Genomic DNA, 21,871 nt, shown 5'->3' with positions numbered 1-21,871 from the left:
GACGTGCCGAAATCGGCCGCCGCCGGATGGCGCGGCGGCTGACGGCGGCACGATCCGCAACGCTAAGACCAGACGCCCTGCATGCCCAGGATCACGGCAACGAGCGAAACGAACAGGCCGATCCCGGAGAACAACGCGATGGCCACGAACTCGGCCGTGTCGGAACGCTTGGCCGGAACGGCGGGTCGTTCGGTGAAGACGCGCGGTGATGAAATCGACGCGAAAATGCGGGCCGCTTTTGTCATGATCGACCCTCCTTAGATAGCGAGTCTGTCCCCTGCCCGTAAAAAGTCTTTGCAGCTTGCGCGAAGGTTCAACGCCTCGTCAATGCATCTCAAGACGTAGGAACCGGCAGGCGCAGCCGCACTGCGCCGGCCGATTCAATTTGCGCTTGGTTTGATCAGCCGCGATAGATCGGCGCGCCGCTCGGCGAGGCCACCGCGCCGCCGTCGACGAAGATTTCCTGTCCCTGCACATGCGCGGCATCATCGGAGGCGAGGAACAGCACCGTCTTCGCAACGTGATCGGTTTCACCGATGCGGCCGAGCGGCGTCGACAGCGCAATCCGCTTCTCGAACGCCTTCTCGGCTTCGGGCGTCGCGGTCGCGGGCCCCCAGATCGGCGTGCGGATCGCGCCGGGCGCAACGACATTGACGCGGATGCCGCGCGGCGACAGTTCCGAAGCCATGATCCGCGCCATCGCGCGCACGCCGGCCTTCGCCGCGCCATAGGCCGAATAGCCGGGAATGCCGAGCACTGAGATCACCGAGCCGTTGAGGATGATCGAGGCGTTGTCGTTGAGATGGGGCAACGCGGATTGAACGGTGAAGAACACGCCGGTCAGATTGGTGCTGATCACCTTCTCGAACACCTCTGGTGTCGCCGATCCCAGCGGCGTGCCGCCGGCGATGCCGGCATTGGCGAACACGATGTCGAACTTGCCGAATTTCTCCGCGCCCTGCTTGATCGCAGCTTCCGTCGCCGCGATGTCCGTCGCGTCGGCTGGCAGCGCGAGCGCGTTCGGCCCAAGCTCCTTCGCTGCCGCCGCCAGCGTCTCCTTGTTGCGCCCGGTGATCACCACCTTGGCGCCCTCGGCCACGAACAGTTTTGCCGTTGCCAGCCCGATGCCGCTATTGCCGCCGGTGATCAGGGCCGTCTTCTCCTTCAGTCTCACGCTCGCCTCCAGTAGTTGCATTATGAAACTACATTGCCATCTAGGGCATTCGGTTTTATAATGCAACCACACAAGCGCGTGATCCGCGCTGGCGCCGTGCGAACGCGACAGGACGGACGAAATGGTGAAACGGACGAGCTTTGCCGGCGATGCCTGCCCGATCGCGCGGTCGCTGGATGCGCTCGGCGACTGGTGGTCGCTCTTGATCATCCGCGAGGCGCTGTTCGGCGTCCGCCGCTTCGGCGAGTTTCAGAACAAGCTCGGCATGGCCAAGAACATCCTGGCGACGCGGCTGCGGTCGCTGGTCGATCACGGCATTCTGGAAACCGCCCCCGCCTCCGACGGCAGCGCCTATCAGGAATATGTGCTGACGCCGAAGGGCCGCGGCACCTTCCCGATCCTGGTCGCGCTGCGGCAATGGAGCGAGGAGTTCGATGACCGCCCTGAGGAGATCGCGACCATCCTGGTCGATCGCGAGAAGGGCCGCCCGGTGAAGAAGCTCGAAATGCACGCCGAGGACGGCCGCCTGCTCAACCCTGCCGACACCACGCTGAAGCCGCGGCCGGCGCCGCGACGAAGGTCGGCGTGATCGTCCCAAGCGGTCCCACCCCGTCATTGCGAGCGCAGCGAAGCAATCCAGACTGCCTCCCGCGGCAAGACTCTGGATTGCTTCGCTACGCTCGCAATGACGACGTCGTGCGACTTGTACAAAGCATAAAGGGCGTCGAAGATGGCTAAATTCCCGAAAGTGGCCGCCATGCCCCTGCTCGCCATCATTTATTTCTCCATCACCGGTACCACTGAGAAGCTGGCGCATGCGGTGGCGCGCGGAGCGGATGGCATAGCGGACGTCGCGCGTTGCCGCATTACGGGCAACGACATCATGTCAGGCCGCTTCCAGAACGAGAGCTTCCTGGAAACGATCGACCACGCCAGCGCGGTCGCGTTTGGCAGTCCGACCTACATGGGCGGACCAGCGGCGCAATTCAAAGCCTTCGCAGACGCTTCAAGTGACCGATGGAGTCAGCAGCGATGGGCCAACAAGATCGCGGCCGGATTCACCACGGGCGCCTGTGCGAGCGGCGATCAGCTCCACACGCTGACCTACTTTACCATCCTGGCTGCTCAGCACGGCATGCTCTGGTGCGGTCTGGACGTCCCGGGAGGAGAGGACCCGACCGGCCGCAATCGTCTGGGCAGCCAGCTTGGACTGGCAACAAACATCATCGACGGTGCATTGCCCCACAGCGACTTGACCACCGCCGAATATCTCGGCCAGCGATTGGCCAAGCTGGCAAAGCGCAACGGCTAACCACACCGTCATTGCGAGCGCAGTTAAGCAATCCAGAGTCTTGCCGAGGTGGGATTCTGGATTGCTTCGCTGCGCTCGCAATGACTGGGTTAGAGCAGCGCGCTCGATACTATCACCGTCACCCTGAGGTGGCCGTTCTTCAGCGGCCCTCGAAGGGCGACGGCCCGGCTGCATCAGTGGGGCCGCTCATCCTTCGAGGCTCGGCTTGCGATGCATTCGCATCTCAAGCCTCACACCTCAGGATGACGGGAACGAAGGCCCCACCCTCACGACAGCTTGCGCCTGGTCCGTAGCCGCAGATGCTCGTCGGCCTCGAGCTGAGTCATGCCTAAGAGATAATGCAGCACGTCCAGCTTGTGGCGCTCGGCCAACTTGCGCAGGGCGCCGGTCTGCTCGGCGATGAAGGCCACGGCTTCGTCCGCGCCGCCCTCCCCCGGTTCCTCGTTGCGCGAGCCCCCCGGCGCGCCTGATCCAGCGCGCGCCCGTTTCTTTCCTGGCCTAGTCACCAGACCCCACCCGAATCCATGCCCGACAGGACATTACGCCCACATCAACCGCAACTCCAAGGTGGTATTTTGCAACTTTCTCGATATGAAACTTTTCCCATCGCGGCGGCTTTCAACACCCCACGATTTGACAGCGACCGCCTCACCACCCATGTTCGGGTCGAAACGGCCGACCCGAATCCTTTCGTTTTCGGCCCAAGATTTTCCCGTAAGTTACTGGAACTACATGAATATCGTTATCGTGGAGTCGCCGGCGAAAGCCAAGACGATCAACAAGTATTTGGGCTCGTCCTACGAGGTTCTGGCCTCGTTCGGCCATGTCCGCGATCTCCCGGCGAAGAACGGTTCCGTCGATCCCGACGCCAATTTCAAGATGATCTGGGAGGTCGACCCCAAGGCGGCCGGCCGGCTCAATGATATCGCCAAGTCGCTGAAGGGCGCCGACCGCCTGATTCTCGCGACCGACCCCGATCGCGAGGGCGAAGCCATCTCCTGGCACGTGCTGGAGGTGATGAAGGAGAAGCGCGCGCTGAAGGATCAGAAGATCGAGCGCGTGGTGTTCAACGCCATCACCAAGCAGGCGGTCTCCGAGGCGATGAAGCACCCGCGCGAGATCGACGGCGCGCTGGTCGACGCCTATATGGCGCGCCGCGCCCTCGATTACCTCGTCGGCTTCACCCTCTCCCCCGTGTTGTGGCGCAAGCTGCCCGGCGCCCGCTCGGCTGGCCGCGTGCAGTCGGTGGCGCTGCGTCTCGTCTGCGACCGCGAGCTCGAGATCGAGAAGTTCGTGCCGCGCGAATATTGGTCGCTGATCGCGACCCTGCTCACCCCGCGGGGCGATGCCTTCGAGGCACGCCTCGTCGGCGCCGACGGCAAGAAGATCCAGCGCCTCGACATCGGCACCGGCGCGGAAGCCGAAGACTTCAAGAAGGCGCTGGAAGCAGCGACCTACGCCGTCACCGCGGTCGATGCCAAGCCGGCCCGGCGCAATCCGCAGGCGCCCTTCACCACCTCGACGCTGCAGCAGGAAGCCAGCCGCAAATACGGCTTTGCGCCGGCGCACACCATGCGCATCGCCCAGCGTCTTTATGAGGGCATCGACATCGGCGGCGAGACCACCGGACTCATTACTTATATGCGTACCGACGGCGTGCAGATCGCCCCCGAAGCGATCACCCAGGCGCGCAAGGTGATCGGCGAGGATTACGGCAACGCCTATGTGCCGGATACCCCGCGTCAGTACCAGGCCAAGGCCAAGAACGCCCAGGAAGCGCACGAAGCGATCCGCCCGACCGACCTCTCCCGCCGCCCCGACAGCATGAGCCGCAAGCTCGATGCCGATCAGGCGAAGCTCTATGAGTTGATCTGGAAGCGCACCATCGCGAGCCAGATGGAATCCGCCGAGCTCGAGCGCACCACCGTCGACATCGCGGCGAAGGCAGGTGGCCGCACGCTGGAGCTGCGTGCCACCGGCCAGGTCGTGAAGTTCGACGGCTTCCTCGCGCTCTACCAGGAAGGCCGCGACGACGAAGAGGACGAGGATTCCCGCCGCCTGCCCGCGATGAGCCAAGGCGAGGCCGTGAAGCGGCAGAGCCTGTCGGTCACCCAGCACTTCACCGAGCCGCCGCCGCGCTTCTCCGAGGCTTCGCTGGTCAAGCGCATGGAAGAGCTCGGCATCGGCCGTCCCTCGACCTACGCCTCGATCCTGCAGGTCCTGAAGGACCGCGGCTACGTCAAGCTGGAGAAGAAGCGCCTGCACGGCGAGGACAAGGGCCGCGTCGTGGTCGCGTTCCTGGAAAGCTTCTTTGCCCGCTACGTCGAATACGATTTCACGGCCAGCCTCGAAGAGCAGCTCGACCGCATCTCAAACAACGAGATCTCCTGGCAGCAGGTGCTGAAGGATTTCTGGACCGGCTTTATCGGCGCCGTCGACGACATCAAGGATCTGCGCGTCGCGCAGGTGCTCGACGTACTCGACGACATGCTGGGCCAGCACATCTATCCGCCTCGCGCCGATGGCGGCGATATCAGGCAATGCCCGAATTGCGGCACCGGCCGGCTGAACCTGAAGGCCGGCAAGTTCGGCGCCTTCGTCGGCTGCTCGAACTATCCGGAATGCCGCTACACCCGTCAGCTCGCCGCCGACGGCGAAACGACCGCGGACCGCTCGCTCGGTCAGGATCCCGAAACGGGTCGCGATGTCTGGGTCAAGGCCGGCCGCTTCGGCCCCTATATCCAGCTCGGCGAGCAGAAGGATTACGAGGAAGGCGAGAAGCCCAAGCGCGCGGGCATCCCCAAGGGCACATCGCCCAGCGACGTCGACCTCGAGCTTGCGCTGAAACTCTTGTCGCTGCCGCGCGAGATCGGCAAGCATCCGGAAACCGGCCAGCCGATCATCGCCGGCCTCGGCCGCTTCGGACCGTTCGTGAAGCACGAGAAGACCTATGCGAGCTTAGAGGCCGGCGACGAGGTGTTCGACATCGGCCTCAACCGCGCGGTGACGCTGATCGCCGAGAAGGTCGCCAAGGGCCCGAGCCGCCGCTTCGGCGCCGATCCCGGCAAGGCGCTCGGCGATCATCCGACGCTCGGCACCGTCACCGTGAAGAGCGGCCGCTACGGCGCCTATGTTACGGCCGGCGGCGTCAACGCGACCATTCCGGCCGAGTTCGAGAAGGACACGATCACGCTGCCGCAGGCGATCGCGCTGATCGACGAGCGCGCGGCCAAAGGTGGCGGCAAGGCCAAGAAGGCTGCAAAGCCCGCCAAGACCAAGAAGGCTGCGGACGGCGAGGACGCCGCACCGAAGCCGAAGAAGCCGGCTGCGAAAAAAGCCGCGGCCAAATCCAAATCCGAATCCACCAGCAAGGCGCGCGCTCCCGTGCCGTCGACCGCCAAGACTTCTGCTACAAAGACGTCGCCGACCAAGGCAGCCGCCACCAAGGCTCCGGCCAAGAAGAGTGCCGGCAAGAATTAGAGGTTAAGTGAAACCAAAGAAAGACCGTGGCTTTCCCGACAGGCAAGCCATCGTCGCCTTCATCAAGGCAAATCCAGGAAAGGTCGGGACTCGCGAAATTGCGCGCGAGTTCGGCCTGAAGAACGCCGATCGCGCCGAGCTCAGGCGCATGCTGCGCGAGCTCGCCGACGACGGCATCATCAAGAAGAAGCGCCACAAGGTCTCCGAGCCGGACGCGCTGCCGCCGACGCTGCTGGCCGACATCACCGGCCGAGACTCCGATGGCGAGCTGATCGCCTCCCCCGCCGAATGGGACGAGGTCGAGAACGGCGAGCCGCCAAAGATCCTCATCGAGATGCCGCGTCGGCCCAAGCCCGGCACCGCCGCCGGCGTCGGCGACCGCGCGCTGCTGCGCGTCGAGCGCAGCGATGATGACGAAGGCCCCGCCTATCGCGGCCGCATCATCAAGGTGATCGACAAGGCCAAGAGCCGCATTCTCGGCGTGTTCCGCAGCCTGCCCGAGGGCGGCGGGCGGCTGGTCCCGGTCGACAAGAAGTTCGCCGACCGCGAGCTGAACATCGCCAGGACCGACACCGGCGGCGCCGAGGATGGCGACCTCGTCAGCGTCGACATCGTCCGCACCCGCGGCTTCGGCCTCGCCTCCGGCCGGGTCAAAGAGAAGCTCGGCTCGGTCAAGTCCGAGAAGGCGATCAGCCTGATCGCGATCTACGCCCACGACATTCCCTTGCAGTTCTCCTCCGCTGCGGAGCGCGAGGCGGAAGCTGCAGAGCCCGCCAACCTGAAGGGCCGCGAGGACTGGCGCGACGTCCCGCTCGTCACCATCGATCCGCCCGACGCCAAGGATCATGACGACGCGGTGCATGCCGAGCCGGATCCTGATCCCAACAACAAGGGCGGCTTCATCGTCAACGTCGCCATCGCCGACGTCAGCTTCTACGTGCGCCCTGGCACGGCACTCGACCGCGACGCGCTCGACCGCGGCAATTCGGTCTATTTCCCCGACCGCGTCGTGCCGATGCTGCCCGAGCGCATCTCCAACAATCTCTGCTCGCTGGTGCCGGGCGAGCCGCGCGGCGCGCTGGCGGTGCGCATGGTGCTCGGCCCCGACGGTCGCAAGCGCTCGCACAGTTTTCATCGCATCCTGATGCGCTCGGCGGCAAAGCTCGCTTACGCGCAGGCGCAGGCCGCGATCGACGGCCGGCCTGATGACACCACCGGCCCCCTGCTCGATCCGATCCTGAGGCCGCTCTATGCGGCTTACGCCTGCGCCAAGCGCGCGCGCGACGAGCGCGATCCGCTCAACCTCGACCTGCCCGAGCGCAAGATCCTCTTGAAGAGCGACGGCACGGTCGATCGCGTCGTGGTCCCCGAGCGTCTCGATGCGCACAAGCTGATCGAGGAGTTCATGATCCTCGCCAATGTCGCCGCGGCGGAGACATTGGAGAAGAAATCGCTCCCGCTGATCTACCGCGTGCACGACGAGCCGACATTGGAAAAGGTCCACGCGCTCGCGGAATTCCTGGAGACGCTGGACGTTCCCTTCGCCAAATCGGGCGCGCTCCGCCCCACCACGTTCAACCGCGTGCTGGCTCAGCTCGAAGGCCATGACTACTATCCGCTGGTGAGCGAAGTCGTGCTGCGCGCCCAGGCGCAGGCCGAGTACTCATCCGAGAACTACGGCCATTTCGGCCTGAACCTGCGCCGCTATGCGCATTTCACCTCGCCGATCCGCCGCTATGCCGACCTCGTCGTGCACCGCGCGCTGGTCCGTGCGCTCGGGCTCGGCGAAGGCGCCCTGCCCGACAGCGAGACGCCGGAAAGCTTGAGCGAAGTCGCCGCGCAAATCTCGCTGACCGAGCGGCGCGCGATGAAGGCGGAGCGCGAGACCGTCGACCGCCTGATCGCCCATCACCTCGCCGACCGCATCGGCGCCAGCTTCCAGGGCCGCGTCTCCGGCGTCACCCGCGCCGGCCTGTTCGTGAAGCTCTCCGAGACGGGCGCCGACGGCTTGATCCCGATCCGATCCCTCGGCACGGAATATTTCAACTATGACGAGGGCCGCCATGCGCTGGTCGGCACACGCAGCGGCACCATGTACCAGCTCGGCGACGTCGTCGACGTCCGCCTGATCGAGGCCGCTCCGATCGCGGGCGCGCTGCGCTTCGAGCTGCTGTCGTCGGAGAGCGACAGCGGCACGCGCCAGCGCAGGCCGTTGCGTCCGCAGCGCAAGTCGTCCAAAGCGCATCCCGGACGCAGCCCGGAGAGAAAACGCAAGCCGGAGAAGCAAAAGTCCGGCAAGGGGAAGAAGGCCAAAGCAAAGAACAAGGGTAAGGGCAAGAAGGGCAAGGCGTGGTGACGATGAGGACGGCCCCAAAGATCTGGACGCGCGAGAGCGGGCTCGTCGAGAAGCGCGATGTCATGACGGCAATGAAGCGCGGCTTTCGCGGCCGCTGCCCGCGCTGCGGGCAAGGCAAGCTGTTCCGCGCCTTCCTGAAGACCGCCGATCATTGCGGCAAATGCGGCCTCGACTTCACCCCGCATCGCGCCGACGATCTGCCGGCCTATCTCGTCATCGTCATTGTCGGTCACATCGTCGTGCCGGCCGTTTTGTGGATCGAGACCAATTACACCACGCCGGTCTGGATCAGCTTCGCCGCCTATCTGCCCTTCACCTTCGTCGCCTCGCTCGCGCTCTTGCAGCCGGTGAAGGGAGCTGTGGTCGGCTTGCAATGGGCTCTGCGCATGCACGGGTTTGACGACAACCCTCCGGATGGTATTCCGCCGGTATAGGCAAAATAAGCAAGAAGAGTTCGGGTGAGGACATGACGGATATTGCGCAGGTTGCGGAAAAGGCAAAGGTCCACGAGGAAAAGGAAGCCGACCACCATCCCTATTTCCGTCCCCGGGATGCGGCGACGCTGATCCTCGTCGACCGCAGCGGCGCCATTCCGAAAGTGCTGGTCGGCAAGCGCCACGACAAGGTGGTGTTCATGCCCGGGAAATTCGTCTTCCCCGGCGGGCGCGTCGACAAGGCCGATTATCGCGTGCCCTGCGCTGCGCCCATCACTGCGGAGCTGGAAGCCAATCTCGCCAAGGGCAGCCCGAAGACGCCGGCCTCGCGCGCGAAATCGCTCGCCATTGCCGCGATCCGCGAAGCCTGCGAGGAGACCGGCCTCTGTCTCGGCCGCAAGGCCGAAGGCAAGGTGCCGAAGCTCGACGGCCCCTGGAAGCCGTTCGCGGATGCCGGCCTGCTGCCCGATCCCTCCGGCCTGTTCCTGATCGCCCGCGCGATCACCCCGCCCGGCCGCGTCAAGCGCTTCGACACGCGCTTCTTCACCGCCGATGCCTCCGCGATCACCCACCGCGTCGAGGGCGTGATCCATGCCGATGCCGAGCTGGTCGAGCTGGTCTGGGTCGAGCTCGGCTCGAAGCCGCTCGCCGATCTGCATCCGATGACGCGTAACGTGCTCAACGAGCTCGACACCCGTCTTGCCACCGGCCCGCTCCGCCACGACGCGCCGGTGCCGTTTTTCCATTTCTACGGCGGCAAGATGCAGAAGGATGTCTTGAGCTAGTTGGCGCGCTGCGTCGTAGTTCGAAGTCCGAGTTCTATCCTCCGTCATTCCGGGGCGCGCGAAGCGCGAACCCGGAATCCATCGCTCGGCAGTCTTTGCGGCCCAATGGATTCCGGGTTCGCCGCTTTGCGGCGCCCCAGAATGACGTGCTGAAAGATCTGCAAAAAACAAAAAATTCTTCCCGCCTCCCCCAATGGCGGAGTTCCCGCCCGCACCTATGTCTTTCCGAACGACAATGAAGAAGGACAGCGGGCGATGGCACAACGGCAACTCAAGCTTGGCGCGTTCATGCGCCCGATCAGCATCCACACCGGCGCCTGGCGCTATCCCGGGGCCTGGCCCGACGCCAATTTCAACTTCGGCCACATCAAGACGCTGATCCAAAAGCTCGAGGCCGGCAAGTTCGACGCCTTCTTCATGGCCGATCACTTGGCCGTGCTGAACATGCCGATCAACGCGCTCAAGCGCAGCCACACCGTGACCTCGTTCGAGCCGTTCACGCTGCTGTCGGCGCTCTCGGCGGTGACCGAGCGCATCGGCCTGATCGCGACCGGCTCGACCACGTTCGACGAGCCCTATCACGTCGCGCGCCGCTTCGCCTCGCTCGACCATCTCAGCGGCGGCCGTGCGGGGTGGAATATCGTCACCACCTCGAACCCGGATGCGGCGCTGAATTTCGGCCTCGACGACCATATGGAGCACGCCGAGCGCTACAAGCGTGCCCGCGAATTCTACGATGTCGTCACCGGCCTCTGGGATTCCTTCGCCGACGATGCCTTCGTGCGCGACGTCGAGAGCGGCCTGTTCTTCGATCCCGCCCGGATGCACACGCTCGACCACAAGGGCAAATACTTCAAAGTGCGTGGCCCCCTCAACATCGCCCGCCCCGTGCAGGGCTGGCCGTTGATCGTGCAGGCCGGCGCCTCCGAAGACGGCAAGCAGCTCGCCGCCGAGACTGCGGAAGCCGTGTTCACCGGCGGCGGCAGCCTCGCCGACGGCCAAAAACTCTATGCCGACATCAAGGGCCGCATGGAGAAGATCGGCCGCGACCCCGAGCACCTGAAGATCCTCCCCGGCGCATTCGTCGTCGTGGGCGACAGCGTCGATGAAGCCAAGGAGAAGCGCGCTCTGCTCGACAGCCGCGTGCATTACGACAGCGCCATCGCCTCGCTCTCCGTCATCCTCGGCACCGACGCTTCCGGCTTCGATCCCGATGGCCCCCTGCCCGAGATCCCCGAGACCAATGCCAGCAAGAGCGGCCGGCAGCGCCTGGTCGACCTCGCCGCCCGCGAGAAGCTCACCGTGCGCCAGCTCGCCCAGCGCGTCGGCGGCTATGGCGGCCTGTCCTTCGTCGGCACGGCCAAGACCATCGCCGACCAGATGGAGGAATGGCTGGTCGGGCGCGGCTCCGACGGCTTCAACATCATGTTCCCGTTCCTGCCCGCCGGCCTCGACGATTTCGTCGACAAGGTGGTCCCGGAGCTGCAGCGGCGCGGGATTTTCCGCAAAGACTATGAAGGGCCCACCTTGAGGGAGAATCTGGGCCTGCCCCGGCCGAAAAACCGGTTCTTCGAGGCCTGATGGGCCCGATTTGAGCGGTTTCTGTCCCCTGAAACCTTGACTTCCCGCCGTTTCTGGCTAGGTTGCCGGCCAACGCGGGCCGTTTGGCCGGCTCCAGATTCCCCCTGATATTCTGAGGTTCAGAACATGGCCAAAGCGGTCACCATCAAGGTCAAGCTCGTGTCCTCGGCCGACACCGGCTTCTACTACGTCGCCAAGAAGAATTCGCGCACCATGACCGACAAGCTGGTCAAGAAGAAGTACGACCCGGTCGCACGCAAGCACGTCGAATTCCGCGAAGCCAAGATCAAGTAAGATCGGCGCAGCGCCAAGGATTTTTACGGGGCCCTTTCGGGCCCCGTTGCTGTTTTGGCGCGCGTGTTCGCGTGTCCCTGGGCCAGCTACCAAGCCCTGCGGACGTTCCTAAGCACCGGCGACAAGCCGTCGAACGTTGGCAGGAACGATGCAGTGCGACACGGAATTGTTGCCTGCCCCTCTAACCAGCTTAGGCCATTATTCTTGAGCCACGATCATCAAGCGGCTATTTTTCGAAGGCGAACCTCTGGCGTTGCCGCTCAGTTGACATGATGGAGATCGCATGCGCATCGCCCTACTGATTGTCGTCATGGTCATCGGATTTTCTTCCGCAGCAAACGCTGAGCGCGCCTATCCCTGGTGCGTGGTCGGCGGACACCTCGGCTTTCCCGGCGAATGCATGTATTCGACGCGAGAACAATGCCTGGCGTCGGCGTCCGGGCGATGGAACACCTATTGCGACGTGAACCCGCGCGTGAGGTTCAAGCAGCCGCCTCCGCCCCGGCCGCGCTGATCATGATGCGCGCGCCTGCCTGTCTCCTCTTTGTCTTGATCACCATGTCCGCGCCCAGCCCAGCCGCAGCACAGCGGTTCGGCGGCAACTATCCGGTATGCATGCAGAGATGGGAATGGGGCGGCGTCACCTGGATTTCCTGCCAGTATCGTTCATGGGACGAGTGTAGAGCGAGCGCTGCGGGCCTTTCGGCCATGTGCATGGATAACCCTTATGCGCAACGGCCGCTCCATCCAGAGCGCAGCCCGCGGTCCCGATAAGGCTAGAGCATGACCCGGCCCGGAACGAGCGGCGATCCAGCCATCATTCCGTAGCCTTCCTGCCTGCCCCGCGACGCCAGCCTTCTCGGTTGAATCCCCTACATGAAACCCGGATTTCGCGGGAGGTAGCTGCCCCAATCTCCGAACGGTCTGTTCGACATCAGCAGCATCGGGAACGTCAGACGCATCCCGTGGTCGGTCGCAGCCTTGAGCGCTGGCTCGCTCGCGCCCGGCACAAAGGCCGAAATGGTTGGACAATCGGTCTGTGCCGCGAACGACAACGCAGTGGCAAAAGCGGCGTCAACGAGATCTGGCCTGCGGACTGCAAGCGGACCAATGTGTCCAGCCGAAATATAGACATACCCGACGCACTCATTGCCGGCGTGGATGGTGAATCCGCGCGTCGTGCTGTCGCCCAGGAGAAATCGATGGTGCTTCTCCCTGGAAACGCCGACAGCACTGACATCGATCGCCGCCAGCTCGTCGTATGCGATTGCGTCGGCCATGAGAGATTCAAGACGGAGCCGCGACGCAGCCAATCGTGGCGCCAGGCGGTCGCGAGGGACGCTGACCATGTAGATCGGAAAGCGCGGGAACAGTCCGTGGCGGATGTAGAGGCCTTGAGATACGTTGTTGAACGTGAAGGTGATCAGTGCCCTGATGGGTGCTCCGCGCATGTCTGCATGCGCGAACGCCTTGTTGATGAGTTGATTGCCAATGCCATCGCTCTGACGATCCGGCGCGACGAACAATTGAGCCAGGAACCAAAGCTCGCCACAGACCCAACTCCACGCGAAGCCGACAATTTCTCCGTCATCATCGGCCACCCATAAGCCTTCGGGATCATCCGCCAGCGAGAAGGCCTGAAAATTCGGCGGGCGAGAGGATGCCATCTTCCCGAACCCCCGCCGTTCAGTGAGCTCGTTGATGCTGGCGACGACGAGGTCATCGGCCTGCTTCAAGTCGTCGATGCGAGCGGGCCTGCACACGACCGCCATTGTCAAGTCCCTCCCGGACATCAGCTCGGCCCACCCACTTTGGATCAGGTCGCGGCTTGGTTTCTACTCACATCCTGACGAGAGCGAGGAATCATCAGCCGGCAATCAAGCAAGCGGCCGGATGTTCTGGTTCATCCGGAAGAAGTTCGTAGGGTCGTATTTCGCTTTGATCTGCTGCAGGCGGCGGTAATTCCGCCCATAGGCAGCGGCAACGGGATCGCCTGTCTCGTCATCATCGAGATAATTGACATAGCGTCCGGACGCAAAGAAGGGCCGCATCCTTTCATAGGTTGCGCGTGCCCACGCGATGCTGCGGCTGGTATCGCTGGCCTGCGTCCATTGCGCGAGGATCAGGAAATTGTAGCCCTCCTGCCGATGCACGAACGCCGTATCCCCGGCATCCACGCGGGCCGCGGCACCGTGGATATGCTCGAGCAGCAGCTGCCCCATGGGAGTCGGGCAGCGGGCGAAACATTCGATCATCGTCGCAATCGCCCCATCGCTCAGCTCCACGAGGAAGTTCGACTTCCAATAGTTGAAGGCGCCTTTCGGATAGTTGGCGTCGAGCATCCGGTTGAGGTCGCAATAGGTCATCGGTCCGACTGCATCCAGAATCGGAGTTCCGAACTGTTTCAGCGGCTGCATCGCTCGTTCGGCCTCGGCAACTTCACCGCAGTGGCTGGTGACCAGGGCCGCGACCTCCCTGCCGGACCCGTCGGGGGCATGGGTCAGGGATGCGAACAGCATGTGCTCGTCCGTGAGCGATCGCGTGCTGGTCCGGAAAAATTCCAGCACGTCGCGGAAGCGCTCGATTGGGTGGACGATCGGGCCGCCGGTGATGACCGGCCCTACCTTATGGAGGTCGTATTCGAGGCTGGTGGCAATCCCGAAGTTTCCGCCGCCGCCGCGCACGGCCCAAAACAGATCGGGCTGCTCTTGCTTGCTGGCCCGCAGAACCTTGCCATCGGCCGTGACGAGTTCGACAGCCCGCAGATTGTCCAATGCGAGGCCGTACTTGCCCATCAGCCAGCCCAGCCCTCCGCCGAGCGTCAGACCCGCGATGCCGGTGGTCGAGACCACGCCGCCGGTCACCGCAAGTCCGTGAAGCTGCGTTTCTCGATTGAGCTCGCCCCAGGTGACCCCGCCCTGCGCCCATACGGTCTTGCCGATGGCGTCGACCCGAATCCCCTTCATGGGTGAGAGGTCGATCATGATCCCGCCGTCGATGGTTGCGCGCCCCGCCACATTGTGGCCGCCGCCGCGAACCGCGACCTCGAGGCCGAGCTTGGTCGCAAGTGTCACCGCGTCCACGACATCGGCCGCACTGCGGCACCTGGCAATCAATGCTGGCCGTTTGTCGACCAGCCCGTTGTGGACCTTGCGCGCCTCGTCGTAGCCCTCGTCTGCTGGCTTGAGCAGTTCTCCTCCGAAGGAGGCGCCAAGTTCGGCGGCAGCGCTGGCAATAGATGCGATGGACATGACATGGGCTCCTCAGCTTGACCCGCCATATCCTCGATCCTGGGCTGTCTCAGAGCAAATCCGAAGAATTCAGGTGACGATGAACTGATTTCACCTAGACTGACCGCGCATGCACAAGCTGCCTCCCCTGATCGAGCTCCGCGCTTTCGAAGCTGCCGCCCGTCATCTGAGCTTCAAGAAAGCCGCGGCAGAACTCGGCGTCACGCCAACCGCGATCAGCCACCAGATCGGCTTGCTCGAGCAGTATTGCGGCCGCGCCTTGTTCCGGCGCAGACCACGTCCGCTTTCGTTGACCGAGGCCGGCGCGCGGCTGTTTCCGGCCATTCGCGGCGGGCTCGAGACGTTTGCCGCTACCATTGCGTCCGTCAAGGAGGAAGGTGACCAGCAGCCGCTCCGGGTGACGACGACCAACGCCTTCGCCAGCCGCTGGCTCGTGCCCCGCCTGCCCCTGTGGCGGAAGTTGCATCCCGACGTGCCGCTGGAAGTGATCGGCACTGACACGGTGCTCGATCTGCAGGCCGGAGATAGTGACGTTGCCATTCGCTATGCGACCAGCCGCGTACCGCCGACAGACGGGATCGTCGATGAGCTCTTCAGCGATACGTTCTGGCCGGTCTGCAGTCCGGATTTGCTTTCAACGGGACGCCTGAAGAGACCAGTCGACCTCGCAAAGCATGTTCTGATCCACTCCTATTGGTCGCCGGCCGATCGCGAGCCACCGACGTGGCAGAGATGGCTTGGTGCGGCCCAGCGCCGGTGGCGCGAGGTGCCCCCATACAAGGACCTGCAGCACTTGAGTTTCCGGGAAGAACTGCACGCCATCGAGGCGGTGATCAGCGGACAGGGCGTCGGGATCTTCAGTGATGTGCTCGTGGCGCACGACCTCGCCACCGGCACGCTCGTGAAGGCATTCTCGTTGAGCCTGCCCGGCTATGGCTTCTATGTGGTCAGCAGGCCAAGCCATCCGCGCGCGCGGACCATTCGGGTCTTTTCGCAGTGGTTGCGGTCGAGTACCTGATCCGGGTTCGGAAGGGATGCGGATGGCAGGGCAAGCTCTCGCGATGGCCGACCCTCAGGGCTTGAATGCCGTCGCCCTCATTGGCAAGACCTCGCCCGGCACGGCCGGCCAATGGCGCTAAGGCTGCCGAGGCGTGCTACCGAGTGACGATGCACCGGTCGTGATCTTTAGCCGGTCATCCCTGGTGGTATTGCCGAAGGCGTGGGTGAACGGCACGAAACCTCACGGCTCCTGCCGTGGACAGCCGTATTGCCGTTGAACATTCCGGCGTTTGCCTTCCTCGTCGGCAGCACAGGGAGTCGCCAAACCCGAGAACGCTTCGGAGCTCCAATGGAGCGCGCTGACGATAAGTTCCACGTGTCACACTCAGAGTTCTTCCAGCAGCGCCTTGCTTTCCTTCAAGTCGCGGGTATCGAAGCCCTCGTCGAACCAACCGTAGACCGGCGCGAGAAGACCGCGTGCTTCATCACCCCTGTCCTGATCACGCCAGAGCCGGGCGAGACTGACGGCGGAGCGAAGTTCCCAGAGTTTCGCCTCCTGCTGGTGAGCAATCGCAATGGCGTGGCGAAACTCGGTCTCCGCATCGGCCTCGGCGCCTGGCCGAGCCCTCAGCATCAACTCGCCTCGGCGCCGATGCAGCTCGGCCTCGAACCACCGCACCCCCGATTTCTGGGTGAGTGCCAAGGCGTCGGAGAGTTGGCCGAGCCCGGTTTCAAATCGTGCTGCCTTTGCCTCGGCTGCTGCGAGCTGCGCGAGGTAGAACGGAAGAGTCCATGCTGCGCCGGACGCCTGGAATCCCTCGATGCCGCGCCGCAGCAAGTCCACCCCGGCCTCGGGGTCGCCGGCTTCGGCCAGCGTCCAGCCGCGATATGCCGTCCCCATCGCGAGAAAGAAGGCAAAGCGCTGCTCGGTGGTGAGCGCAACCAGCTCGTCCGCCCGTCGCCCAACCATGCCCGCGTCTTCGAGCACGAAATGCAATCGGCAGGCAACGCTCAGCGCGAATGCGAGGCTGATCGGGTGCGACGAATCGCGGGCCTCTGCCAGGGCGTCACTGCTCTGCACGCGCGCCTGATCGGCGAAGCCAAGAAGGCCACATGTCAGCGAGAGGAACGAAAGCATCGCCACGCGGGCGTTTTCTGCGAACAGGGCCGTCAGAGAGCGCTGCTGCGCCGGATCGTAAAGGGCGAGCCCCCGCTCGAGATGGCTGCGCGCCAAGGCCAATTGTCCACGATGAAGCCAGCTATCGCCGACTGCCCGATGACCGGCGACAAGAATGGCCGCATCGTTCTGTCGTCCGGCCAAATCAAGCAGATTCTCGGCGATGCGATGCGATCGGTCCGTGTCACCACGGACGTGATAATGCACGAACTCGCCCCAGAGTGCCTTGAGCAGGTTCGGCGTGTCGTTGAGTGCCTCGCAGAGGCAACGCGCCCGGGCGTAGGCCCTGCCGGTCTCTTCGGCCGCGTGGCCCTTCGCGGCGATCAGTGCACCGCCAAGCGCGAGCTGAAGGTCGGTTTCGGTGCGCTGGCGCGCGGGAGTATCCGGCAGTTGGGATAGCAGATCGAGCGCCTTTCGCATCTGCGCGATTGCTTCTGTCATTGCCGATCGAGCCTTTGAACGCTCACCAGCCTCCTGCCAATAGGAAACCGCCTTTTCGGCCAGGCCCGCATGTCCGCAGTGGTGGGCGAGGATTTCCGGCTGCTCTTGGATGCCCCTGGCAAGCCTCTCCTCCAGTGCGCCAGCGATCCGCGCGTGCAGCTCGCGGCGTTGGCCGCGCAACATTGTGCCGTATGCCGCATCCTGGACCAGTGCATGTTTGAACAAGAAATTGGCGTCGGGCGGCTCGACACTCCCAAACACGAGGCCGGTGTTGATCAGCCGGTCGAGCGCCGCCCGCAACTCGTTGTCGCACCGCTGTGCGACCGAGGCCAGTAGATCGTAGGAGAACTCGCGGCCGATAGCCGCGCCGATTTGTGCCACCTCCTTGGCGATCGGGCCAATCCGGTCGAGCCGCGCCATCAACGAAGCATGTAGCGTGGCCGGTACGGCAAGTCCGGGCAGCGGCGCGAAGGAGATCGCTCGCGCGATACCCTCGGGGCTCGTTTCGAGCACCGCTTTGGTCAACTCCTCAACGAACAGCGGCACGCCATCCGTTCGTTCGGCAATTTCATTGACGATTTCGGTCGGCAGCGTCTGGCCACCTGCCACGCTCCGGATCAGCGCAGCGCCCGCTTTCTGGTCAAGCCGGTTCAGCACGAGCGAGCTGACATGCGGCTTTCCGGTCCATACCAACTGGAACTCGGGGCGGTAGGTGATCAAGACCAAAACCGGTAGGCTTGCTACGCGATCGACGGTTCGGTCCAGCAGCTCGCGCGAGCTTGGATCGATCCATTGCATGTCCTCGAACACGATCATGATTGGACATTTTTGCGCGAGAGCTTCAAGCTGGCGAACCAGAGCGGCGAAGCTTCTCTCCTTCTTTTGTTGCGGCGTACTCGTAACCGGCAAGTATAGATTATCGTTCGGGATCGACAGCAACTCGGCCAGGATCGCCACGTCCTCGTCGGGCGGCAATGCAGGCGATAGGAGCGCTCGAAGTTTGTCGAGCTTGGTCGTCGGTGTGTCCTCACGATCAAAGCCTGCCGCCCGCTGGAGTTGTGCGGTGAAGGGGTAAAGCGCGCTTTCCTGATGATGAGGCGAGCAGAAGTAGCGCAAGCAGGTGTGCGGCTCCCGCTCGATACGCTCCTGAAGAGCCGCAACGAGGCGCGACTTGCCGATCCCCGCCTCGCCGACGAGCAGCATGACTTGACCGGTGCCCGCCCGCGCATGGCTCCAGCTCCGCTCCAACCGCGCGAGTTCTTCCTCACGCCCAACCAGCGGGGCGAGGACCGAAGGGTGCAATGCCTCGAAGCGGCTTTCCGCTGTTCCCTCATGAAGCACCCGCCAGGCTTGCACCGGTGCGGCGAAACCCTTCAGCGTCACGGCGCCGAGATTCTCGTAGTCAAAGAGCCCGCCGATGAGCCGCCGCGTGTCCTCAGCGATGACGACCCCATCCGGTTCGGCGAGCGCTTGCAGTCGAGCGGCAAGGTTCGGCGTCTCGCCAAGGACTGCCTGCGCCTCCGCCGCTTCGCTGCCGATAAGGTCACCTACGACGACGAGGCCAGTCGCGAGCCCAAGACGAACGCGCAGCTCGAGCTCGGGTGGGGCTCCCGGCGCGTGCCTGGTCGCGGCGATCTCAAGCGCAGCGCGCACTGCGCGTTCGGCATCGTCCTCATGCGCTGAAGGATGACCGAACAGGATGAGCATGCCATCGCCGATGTAACGGCTGACGGTGCCACCGTACTTGCGGACGACCGCAGCTACGCTATCGCGGTACTCAGCAATGATGTCCCGTAGATCTTCCGGGTCGAGCTTTGTCGCCAGTGCCGTCGAGCCGACGAGATCGCAGAACATCACTGTGAGCTGACGACGCTCGGCGGAAGAACTTGGTGCGGCTAACAAGCCTGCGCGCTCCGTGACCGGTGCCACGATGGACGTCGATGCGCCGGCCCCTGTCATCACGTTTGGCGGTACGGTCGGCGTGAGCGCGGCACCGCAGTCGCCACAGAAGTTCTTGCCCGTCGGATTGTCGCCCCCGCACGCAGGGCAGCGAACGAACAGCGGCGCGCCGCAATCGCCGCAGACCTTCGTTCCCTCCGGATTGACTCTGCCGCAATTCGCGCAATCCATGGCCGCACCCGATCGAATTCCGACCGACATGAGTTCGCGTCGGTCTATGGGCGAATCTTCAGAGCGCGCTCTTTCAAGATTCTCTTCGTCAGCCGCCTACCAAGCGCCAAGCATGATCAAACTCACAATGGCCAGGAAGCAGACACAGGCGATAGTCGCAGGGAAAATGAGCCAGCCGGGTGTCATCGTTGCCTCCCGAGCGGTTGTCTCGAAAAGCTTAAGCTGGCCGGCGCGATTAGGATTATGAACTGGCTAACACTCTGCAACTCAAGCCCATTTTCAATCTGAGAAGGCCGACCACAGCCTGACACGACCCAAACGCGAAATTTGGCAGCCCACCGTTGGGATCGATCGCGACTTCGTCGATCGAAAGGGCGATGGCGTTGCTGCTAACGGGCAAGCGTATCTTTGTAGATAATTCCATCTTTCATGATGATCTTGAAATTGTTGGCGGGGTCGGCAAGAAGGCCGATATTGTCCAGGGGATTTCCGTCGACGAGCAGCAAATCCGCGAGTGCGCCCTGTTCCACGACGCCAAGTTTGCCGGGATAGGGATTCCGCTTGCCCGATAGCGCCAGCAGTTCGGCATTCGTCGATGTCGCCATGGTCAGCGCTTCGGCGGGCGTGTACCAGCGAGCGAGTGAGGCCAGGATGGCCCCCTGTTGGCGCGCGAGCGCTGCAGAGAACAGGACGTCGGTGCCCCACGCCGTCTTGATCTTGTACTTCCTCGCCAACTCGTAGGATCTGGCTATGCCGGGCCAGACCTCATCCGCCTTGGCTCGCTGGATGGAGCCTACAGGAAAGCCCAGCCTCAAATCCTCGGGGAGAGGCTGCATACTCAGCCAAACACCCTTCTCTGCCATCAGCTTCGCTGTTGCGTCGTCCATCAGCAAGCCGTGTTCGATACACTTCACCCCAGCCGCAATGGCTCCCCGAATTGCAGCAGCCGTAAAGGCATGCGCAGCGACGTACGTGCCCCAGTTCTCAGCCGCTTCGACGGCCGCGCGTATTTCGGGTTCGGTGAACGTGGTCACGTCGATTGGACTGAAAGGTGACGACACTCCGCCGCCAGCCGTCAACTTGACTTGGGAGGCGCCTTGCATGAGCTGTTCGCGGACACGGACGCGGACCTCGTCGGGACTGTCCGCAACCATTGCCCCGCCGGTCTGCTCCATGCGGGTGAGCATGCCGCCGATCGTCCGCGGCAGGTCGGTAAGCTGGCGGAAGTCCCCATGCCCACTCGTGACAGTAATGACCGCGCCGGACGGATAAATGCGCGGACCCTTGATGATACCTTCGTCGATGGCGCTTTTGAGCCCGAACACCGGCCCGCCCACATCTCGAACGCTAGTAAAACCGCGCATCAGAGTGTGCGTGGCCTCGTCGCCAGCGACAAGATTGACGTAGCCGACGTCGCCGAGCGACTGTGCCGGCGTGACTCGGATCAGCATCGCATGCCAATGGTTGTCGATGAGGCCGGGCATCAATGTGCGTCCGCCGCCTTCGACAATGCGAATCTCCGCCGGGCTATCCACCGCTATCGGCTGTAGCGAGATTGATTCAATCTTGTTGCCGCGCACCAAGACGTTGGAGGAGGCAGACAGCGTGGCGCTCTTGCCATCGAAGATGCGGACGTTCTGAAAGAGCGTGGCCGCGCCACCTGTCTGAAGCGCTTGCTGCGCCAGGCTCGCTCCACCGGGCCCGGCCGAGAGCACCACCGCGATCGACAGCGAACGAAATGTTACGCTCATCGACGGTCGGATCCGCCGCGCGCTGTACAACGCATTCAACAGAGTTCCTGTCATCACTGCGCACGGCCCTTCTCGTTGCGTGTCAGCTGCGTCCGGTTGAAGCGGCCGGACCTTTGCGATTACGATGCTGTGCATGGCTCTCGCAGCGACGATCTTGCGACCTCGGTCAGAGCGGACCGCCCTGGTTGCGCCTGATGATCTTGAGCGCCAGAAAGATCGCGCCGGCAACAAGGAAGGCAACACCGATCGCGGCGAATCCGCTGGACTCGTTACTCAAGCCGAGCGCCGTGAATAGCAAACCGAAAAGCAGGAGAAGCATACCCGCGAACTTCTTGATCAGGAGGATTGGTCTTTCAACTGCGATCGCCATCAGCGCACTCCCCATTCACTATTTATCGATTCATTCCGTTATGCCGTTCTCGCCGCCGGCCGCCACGCATAGTCAGCCAGGCTATGCCGCGGGAGATCAGATCGACGCCGAGCACAAATCCGAGCAAAGGACCTGTCATCGGAAATCCCGCGAGCATGGCGAGGCCAGGGAGAATTCCGAATGCGCCGGACAGCAGCATCACCCGGCCCGCATCCTTCCAGTGGCGGAGGCCCGGAAAGAGTCGAACCGACGGACATCGGCAGCAACACGCGCGCCACGAAGGTGATGTCGCGCAGCCCCTTGAACGCGCTGTAAAAACGAGGCCATCGCTTCTCG

General features: G+C 63.6%; 19 protein-coding genes. 11 read left to right on the top strand and 8 right to left on the bottom strand.

Features of this window, described 5'->3' with window-relative positions; genetic code table 11:
• Positions 1 to 62 precede the first annotated feature (62 nt).
• Positions 63 to 245 carry a hypothetical protein gene (locus ACNJYD_RS16795; protein WP_172783394.1) on the bottom strand — a complete coding sequence of 61 codons (183 nt, stop codon included), beginning with the start codon at positions 243 to 245 and terminating at the stop codon, positions 63 to 65.
• Between the two features lie 155 nt (positions 246 to 400).
• Complete coding sequence (locus ACNJYD_RS16790; protein ID WP_439367008.1) at positions 401 to 1,174, bottom strand: SDR family oxidoreductase; 774 nt, start codon at positions 1,172 to 1,174, stop codon at positions 401 to 403.
• 121 nt (positions 1,175 to 1,295) lie between these two features.
• On the opposite strand from ACNJYD_RS16790, the gene ACNJYD_RS16785 reads away from it, so the two are divergent.
• Together ACNJYD_RS16785 and ACNJYD_RS16780 are read left to right on the top strand one after the other, a co-directional pair.
• On the top strand, positions 1,296 to 1,763 hold the full coding sequence (locus ACNJYD_RS16785; protein ID WP_439367006.1) for a winged helix-turn-helix transcriptional regulator: 468 nt from the start codon (positions 1,296 to 1,298) through the stop codon (positions 1,761 to 1,763).
• Between the two features lie 141 nt (positions 1,764 to 1,904).
• Positions 1,905 to 2,486, top strand: a complete 582-nt coding sequence (locus ACNJYD_RS16780) for a flavodoxin family protein (protein ID WP_439367004.1) — start codon at positions 1,905 to 1,907, stop codon at positions 2,484 to 2,486.
• A 266-nt stretch (positions 2,487 to 2,752) separates the two neighbouring features.
• Here the strand turns inward: ACNJYD_RS16780 and ACNJYD_RS16775 are convergent, their stop codons facing one another.
• Positions 2,753 to 2,896, bottom strand: a complete 144-nt coding sequence (locus ACNJYD_RS16775) for a hypothetical protein (protein ID WP_257187439.1) — start codon at positions 2,894 to 2,896, stop codon at positions 2,753 to 2,755.
• A gap of 322 nt (positions 2,897 to 3,218) precedes the next feature.
• On the opposite strand from ACNJYD_RS16775, the gene topA reads away from it, so the two are divergent.
• The 8 genes from topA (at position 3,219) to ACNJYD_RS16735 (ending at position 12,190) form a co-directional block, all read left to right on the top strand.
• The gene (topA, locus tag ACNJYD_RS16770; protein WP_439367002.1) at positions 3,219 to 5,966 is read left to right on the top strand and encodes a type I DNA topoisomerase; all 2,748 of its coding nucleotides are present in this window, start codon (positions 3,219 to 3,221) and stop codon (positions 5,964 to 5,966) included.
• A 7-nt stretch (positions 5,967 to 5,973) separates the two neighbouring features.
• Positions 5,974 to 8,322, top strand: coding sequence for a ribonuclease R (gene rnr / locus ACNJYD_RS16765; protein ID WP_439367000.1), 2,349 nt, complete (start codon positions 5,974 to 5,976; stop codon positions 8,320 to 8,322).
• Positions 8,316 to 8,756 carry a DUF983 domain-containing protein gene (locus tag ACNJYD_RS16760; RefSeq protein ID WP_212255080.1) on the top strand — a complete coding sequence of 147 codons (441 nt, stop codon included), beginning with the start codon at positions 8,316 to 8,318 and terminating at the stop codon, positions 8,754 to 8,756. Before rnr ends, ACNJYD_RS16760 begins: the two co-directional genes overlap by 7 nt.
• A 32-nt stretch (positions 8,757 to 8,788) precedes the next feature.
• Positions 8,789 to 9,541 carry an NUDIX hydrolase gene (locus ACNJYD_RS16755; protein WP_172783387.1) on the top strand — a complete coding sequence of 251 codons (753 nt, stop codon included), beginning with the start codon at positions 8,789 to 8,791 and terminating at the stop codon, positions 9,539 to 9,541.
• A 255-nt stretch (positions 9,542 to 9,796) separates the two neighbouring features.
• Positions 9,797 to 11,122 (top strand): LLM class flavin-dependent oxidoreductase, encoded by a 1,326-nt coding sequence (locus tag ACNJYD_RS16750; protein ID WP_439366998.1) that lies wholly within the window; start codon positions 9,797 to 9,799, stop codon positions 11,120 to 11,122.
• 126 nt (positions 11,123 to 11,248) lie between these two features.
• Positions 11,249 to 11,416: a 50S ribosomal protein L33 gene (rpmG, locus tag ACNJYD_RS16745; RefSeq protein ID WP_007603295.1), complete on the top strand. Its 168-nt coding sequence runs from the start codon at positions 11,249 to 11,251 to the stop codon at positions 11,414 to 11,416.
• Positions 11,417 to 11,699: 283 nt separating this feature from the next.
• Complete coding sequence (locus ACNJYD_RS16740) at positions 11,700 to 11,930, top strand: DUF3551 domain-containing protein (protein ID WP_439366996.1); 231 nt, start codon at positions 11,700 to 11,702, stop codon at positions 11,928 to 11,930.
• The gene (locus ACNJYD_RS16735; RefSeq protein ID WP_439366994.1) at positions 11,837 to 12,190 is read left to right on the top strand and encodes a DUF3551 domain-containing protein; all 354 of its coding nucleotides are present in this window, start codon (positions 11,837 to 11,839) and stop codon (positions 12,188 to 12,190) included. The genes ACNJYD_RS16740 and ACNJYD_RS16735 overlap by 94 nt, the downstream gene beginning before the upstream one ends.
• Positions 12,191 to 12,288: 98 nt before the next feature.
• On the opposite strand, the gene ACNJYD_RS16730 is transcribed toward ACNJYD_RS16735, so the two are convergent.
• Positions 12,289 to 13,188 (bottom strand): GNAT family N-acetyltransferase, encoded by a 900-nt coding sequence (locus ACNJYD_RS16730; RefSeq protein ID WP_439366992.1) that lies wholly within the window; start codon positions 13,186 to 13,188, stop codon positions 12,289 to 12,291.
• Positions 13,189 to 13,293: 105 nt separating this feature from the next.
• Entirely contained in the window at positions 13,294 to 14,667 is a 1,374-nt protein-coding gene (locus ACNJYD_RS16725) for an FAD-binding oxidoreductase (protein ID WP_439366990.1), read from the bottom strand.
• Positions 14,668 to 14,776: 109 nt separating this feature from the next.
• On the opposite strand from ACNJYD_RS16725, the gene ACNJYD_RS16720 reads away from it, so the two are divergent.
• Positions 14,777 to 15,685, top strand: a complete 909-nt coding sequence (locus tag ACNJYD_RS16720) for a LysR substrate-binding domain-containing protein (RefSeq protein ID WP_439366988.1) — start codon at positions 14,777 to 14,779, stop codon at positions 15,683 to 15,685.
• Positions 15,686 to 16,051: 366 nt separating this feature from the next.
• Here the strand turns inward: ACNJYD_RS16720 and ACNJYD_RS16715 are convergent, their stop codons facing one another.
• The 3 genes from ACNJYD_RS16715 to ACNJYD_RS16705 all read right to left on the bottom strand — a co-directional run bounded on the left by ACNJYD_RS16715 (position 16,052) and on the right by ACNJYD_RS16705 (position 21,535).
• Positions 16,052 to 19,444: an AAA family ATPase gene (locus tag ACNJYD_RS16715; RefSeq protein ID WP_439366986.1), complete on the bottom strand. Its 3,393-nt coding sequence runs from the start codon at positions 19,442 to 19,444 to the stop codon at positions 16,052 to 16,054.
• 359 nt (positions 19,445 to 19,803) lie between these two features.
• Positions 19,804 to 21,165, bottom strand: coding sequence for an amidohydrolase family protein (locus tag ACNJYD_RS16710; protein WP_439366984.1), 1,362 nt, complete (start codon positions 21,163 to 21,165; stop codon positions 19,804 to 19,806).
• Between the two features lie 166 nt (positions 21,166 to 21,331).
• Positions 21,332 to 21,535 carry a hypothetical protein gene (locus tag ACNJYD_RS16705; protein ID WP_439366982.1) on the bottom strand — a complete coding sequence of 68 codons (204 nt, stop codon included), beginning with the start codon at positions 21,533 to 21,535 and terminating at the stop codon, positions 21,332 to 21,334.
• Between the last annotated feature and the right edge of the window lie 336 nt (positions 21,536 to 21,871).

Origin of the sequence: Bradyrhizobium sp. SPXBL-02, from assembly GCF_051853065.1 — a bacterium.
Taxonomy (GTDB): Bacteria; Pseudomonadota; Alphaproteobacteria; order Rhizobiales; family Xanthobacteraceae; genus Bradyrhizobium.
Note: the sequence above shows the minus strand (reverse complement) of the source record. Positions and strands in the feature narration are given on the sequence as shown.

What these genes read in the sequence shown, in the direction of transcription:
- ACNJYD_RS16795 (WP_172783394.1), bottom strand. Translation starts at nt 245, where the DNA reads ATGACAAAAGCGGCCCGCATTTTCGCGTCGATTTCATCACCGCGCGTC.
- ACNJYD_RS16785 (WP_439367006.1), top strand. Translation starts at nt 1,296, where the DNA reads ATGGTGAAACGGACGAGCTTTGCCGGCGATGCCTGCCCGATCGCGCGG.
- ACNJYD_RS16780 (WP_439367004.1), top strand. Translation starts at nt 1,905, where the DNA reads ATGGCTAAATTCCCGAAAGTGGCCGCCATGCCCCTGCTCGCCATCATT.
- topA (WP_439367002.1), top strand. Translation starts at nt 3,219, where the DNA reads ATGAATATCGTTATCGTGGAGTCGCCGGCGAAAGCCAAGACGATCAAC.
- ACNJYD_RS16755 (WP_172783387.1), top strand. Translation starts at nt 8,789, where the DNA reads ATGACGGATATTGCGCAGGTTGCGGAAAAGGCAAAGGTCCACGAGGAA.
- ACNJYD_RS16750 (WP_439366998.1), top strand. Translation starts at nt 9,797, where the DNA reads ATGGCACAACGGCAACTCAAGCTTGGCGCGTTCATGCGCCCGATCAGC.
- rpmG (WP_007603295.1), top strand. Translation starts at nt 11,249, where the DNA reads ATGGCCAAAGCGGTCACCATCAAGGTCAAGCTCGTGTCCTCGGCCGAC.
- ACNJYD_RS16740 (WP_439366996.1), top strand. Translation starts at nt 11,700, where the DNA reads ATGCGCATCGCCCTACTGATTGTCGTCATGGTCATCGGATTTTCTTCC.
- ACNJYD_RS16735 (WP_439366994.1), top strand. Translation starts at nt 11,837, where the DNA reads ATGCCTGGCGTCGGCGTCCGGGCGATGGAACACCTATTGCGACGTGAA.
- ACNJYD_RS16730 (WP_439366992.1), bottom strand. Translation starts at nt 13,188, where the DNA reads ATGGCGGTCGTGTGCAGGCCCGCTCGCATCGACGACTTGAAGCAGGCC.
- ACNJYD_RS16725 (WP_439366990.1), bottom strand. Translation starts at nt 14,667, where the DNA reads ATGTCCATCGCATCTATTGCCAGCGCTGCCGCCGAACTTGGCGCCTCC.
- ACNJYD_RS16720 (WP_439366988.1), top strand. Translation starts at nt 14,777, where the DNA reads ATGCACAAGCTGCCTCCCCTGATCGAGCTCCGCGCTTTCGAAGCTGCC.
- ACNJYD_RS16715 (WP_439366986.1), bottom strand. Translation starts at nt 19,444, where the DNA reads ATGTCGGTCGGAATTCGATCGGGTGCGGCCATGGATTGCGCGAATTGC.
- ACNJYD_RS16710 (WP_439366984.1), bottom strand. Translation starts at nt 21,165, where the DNA reads ATGAGCGTAACATTTCGTTCGCTGTCGATCGCGGTGGTGCTCTCGGCC.
- ACNJYD_RS16705 (WP_439366982.1), bottom strand. Translation starts at nt 21,535, where the DNA reads ATGGCGATCGCAGTTGAAAGACCAATCCTCCTGATCAAGAAGTTCGCG.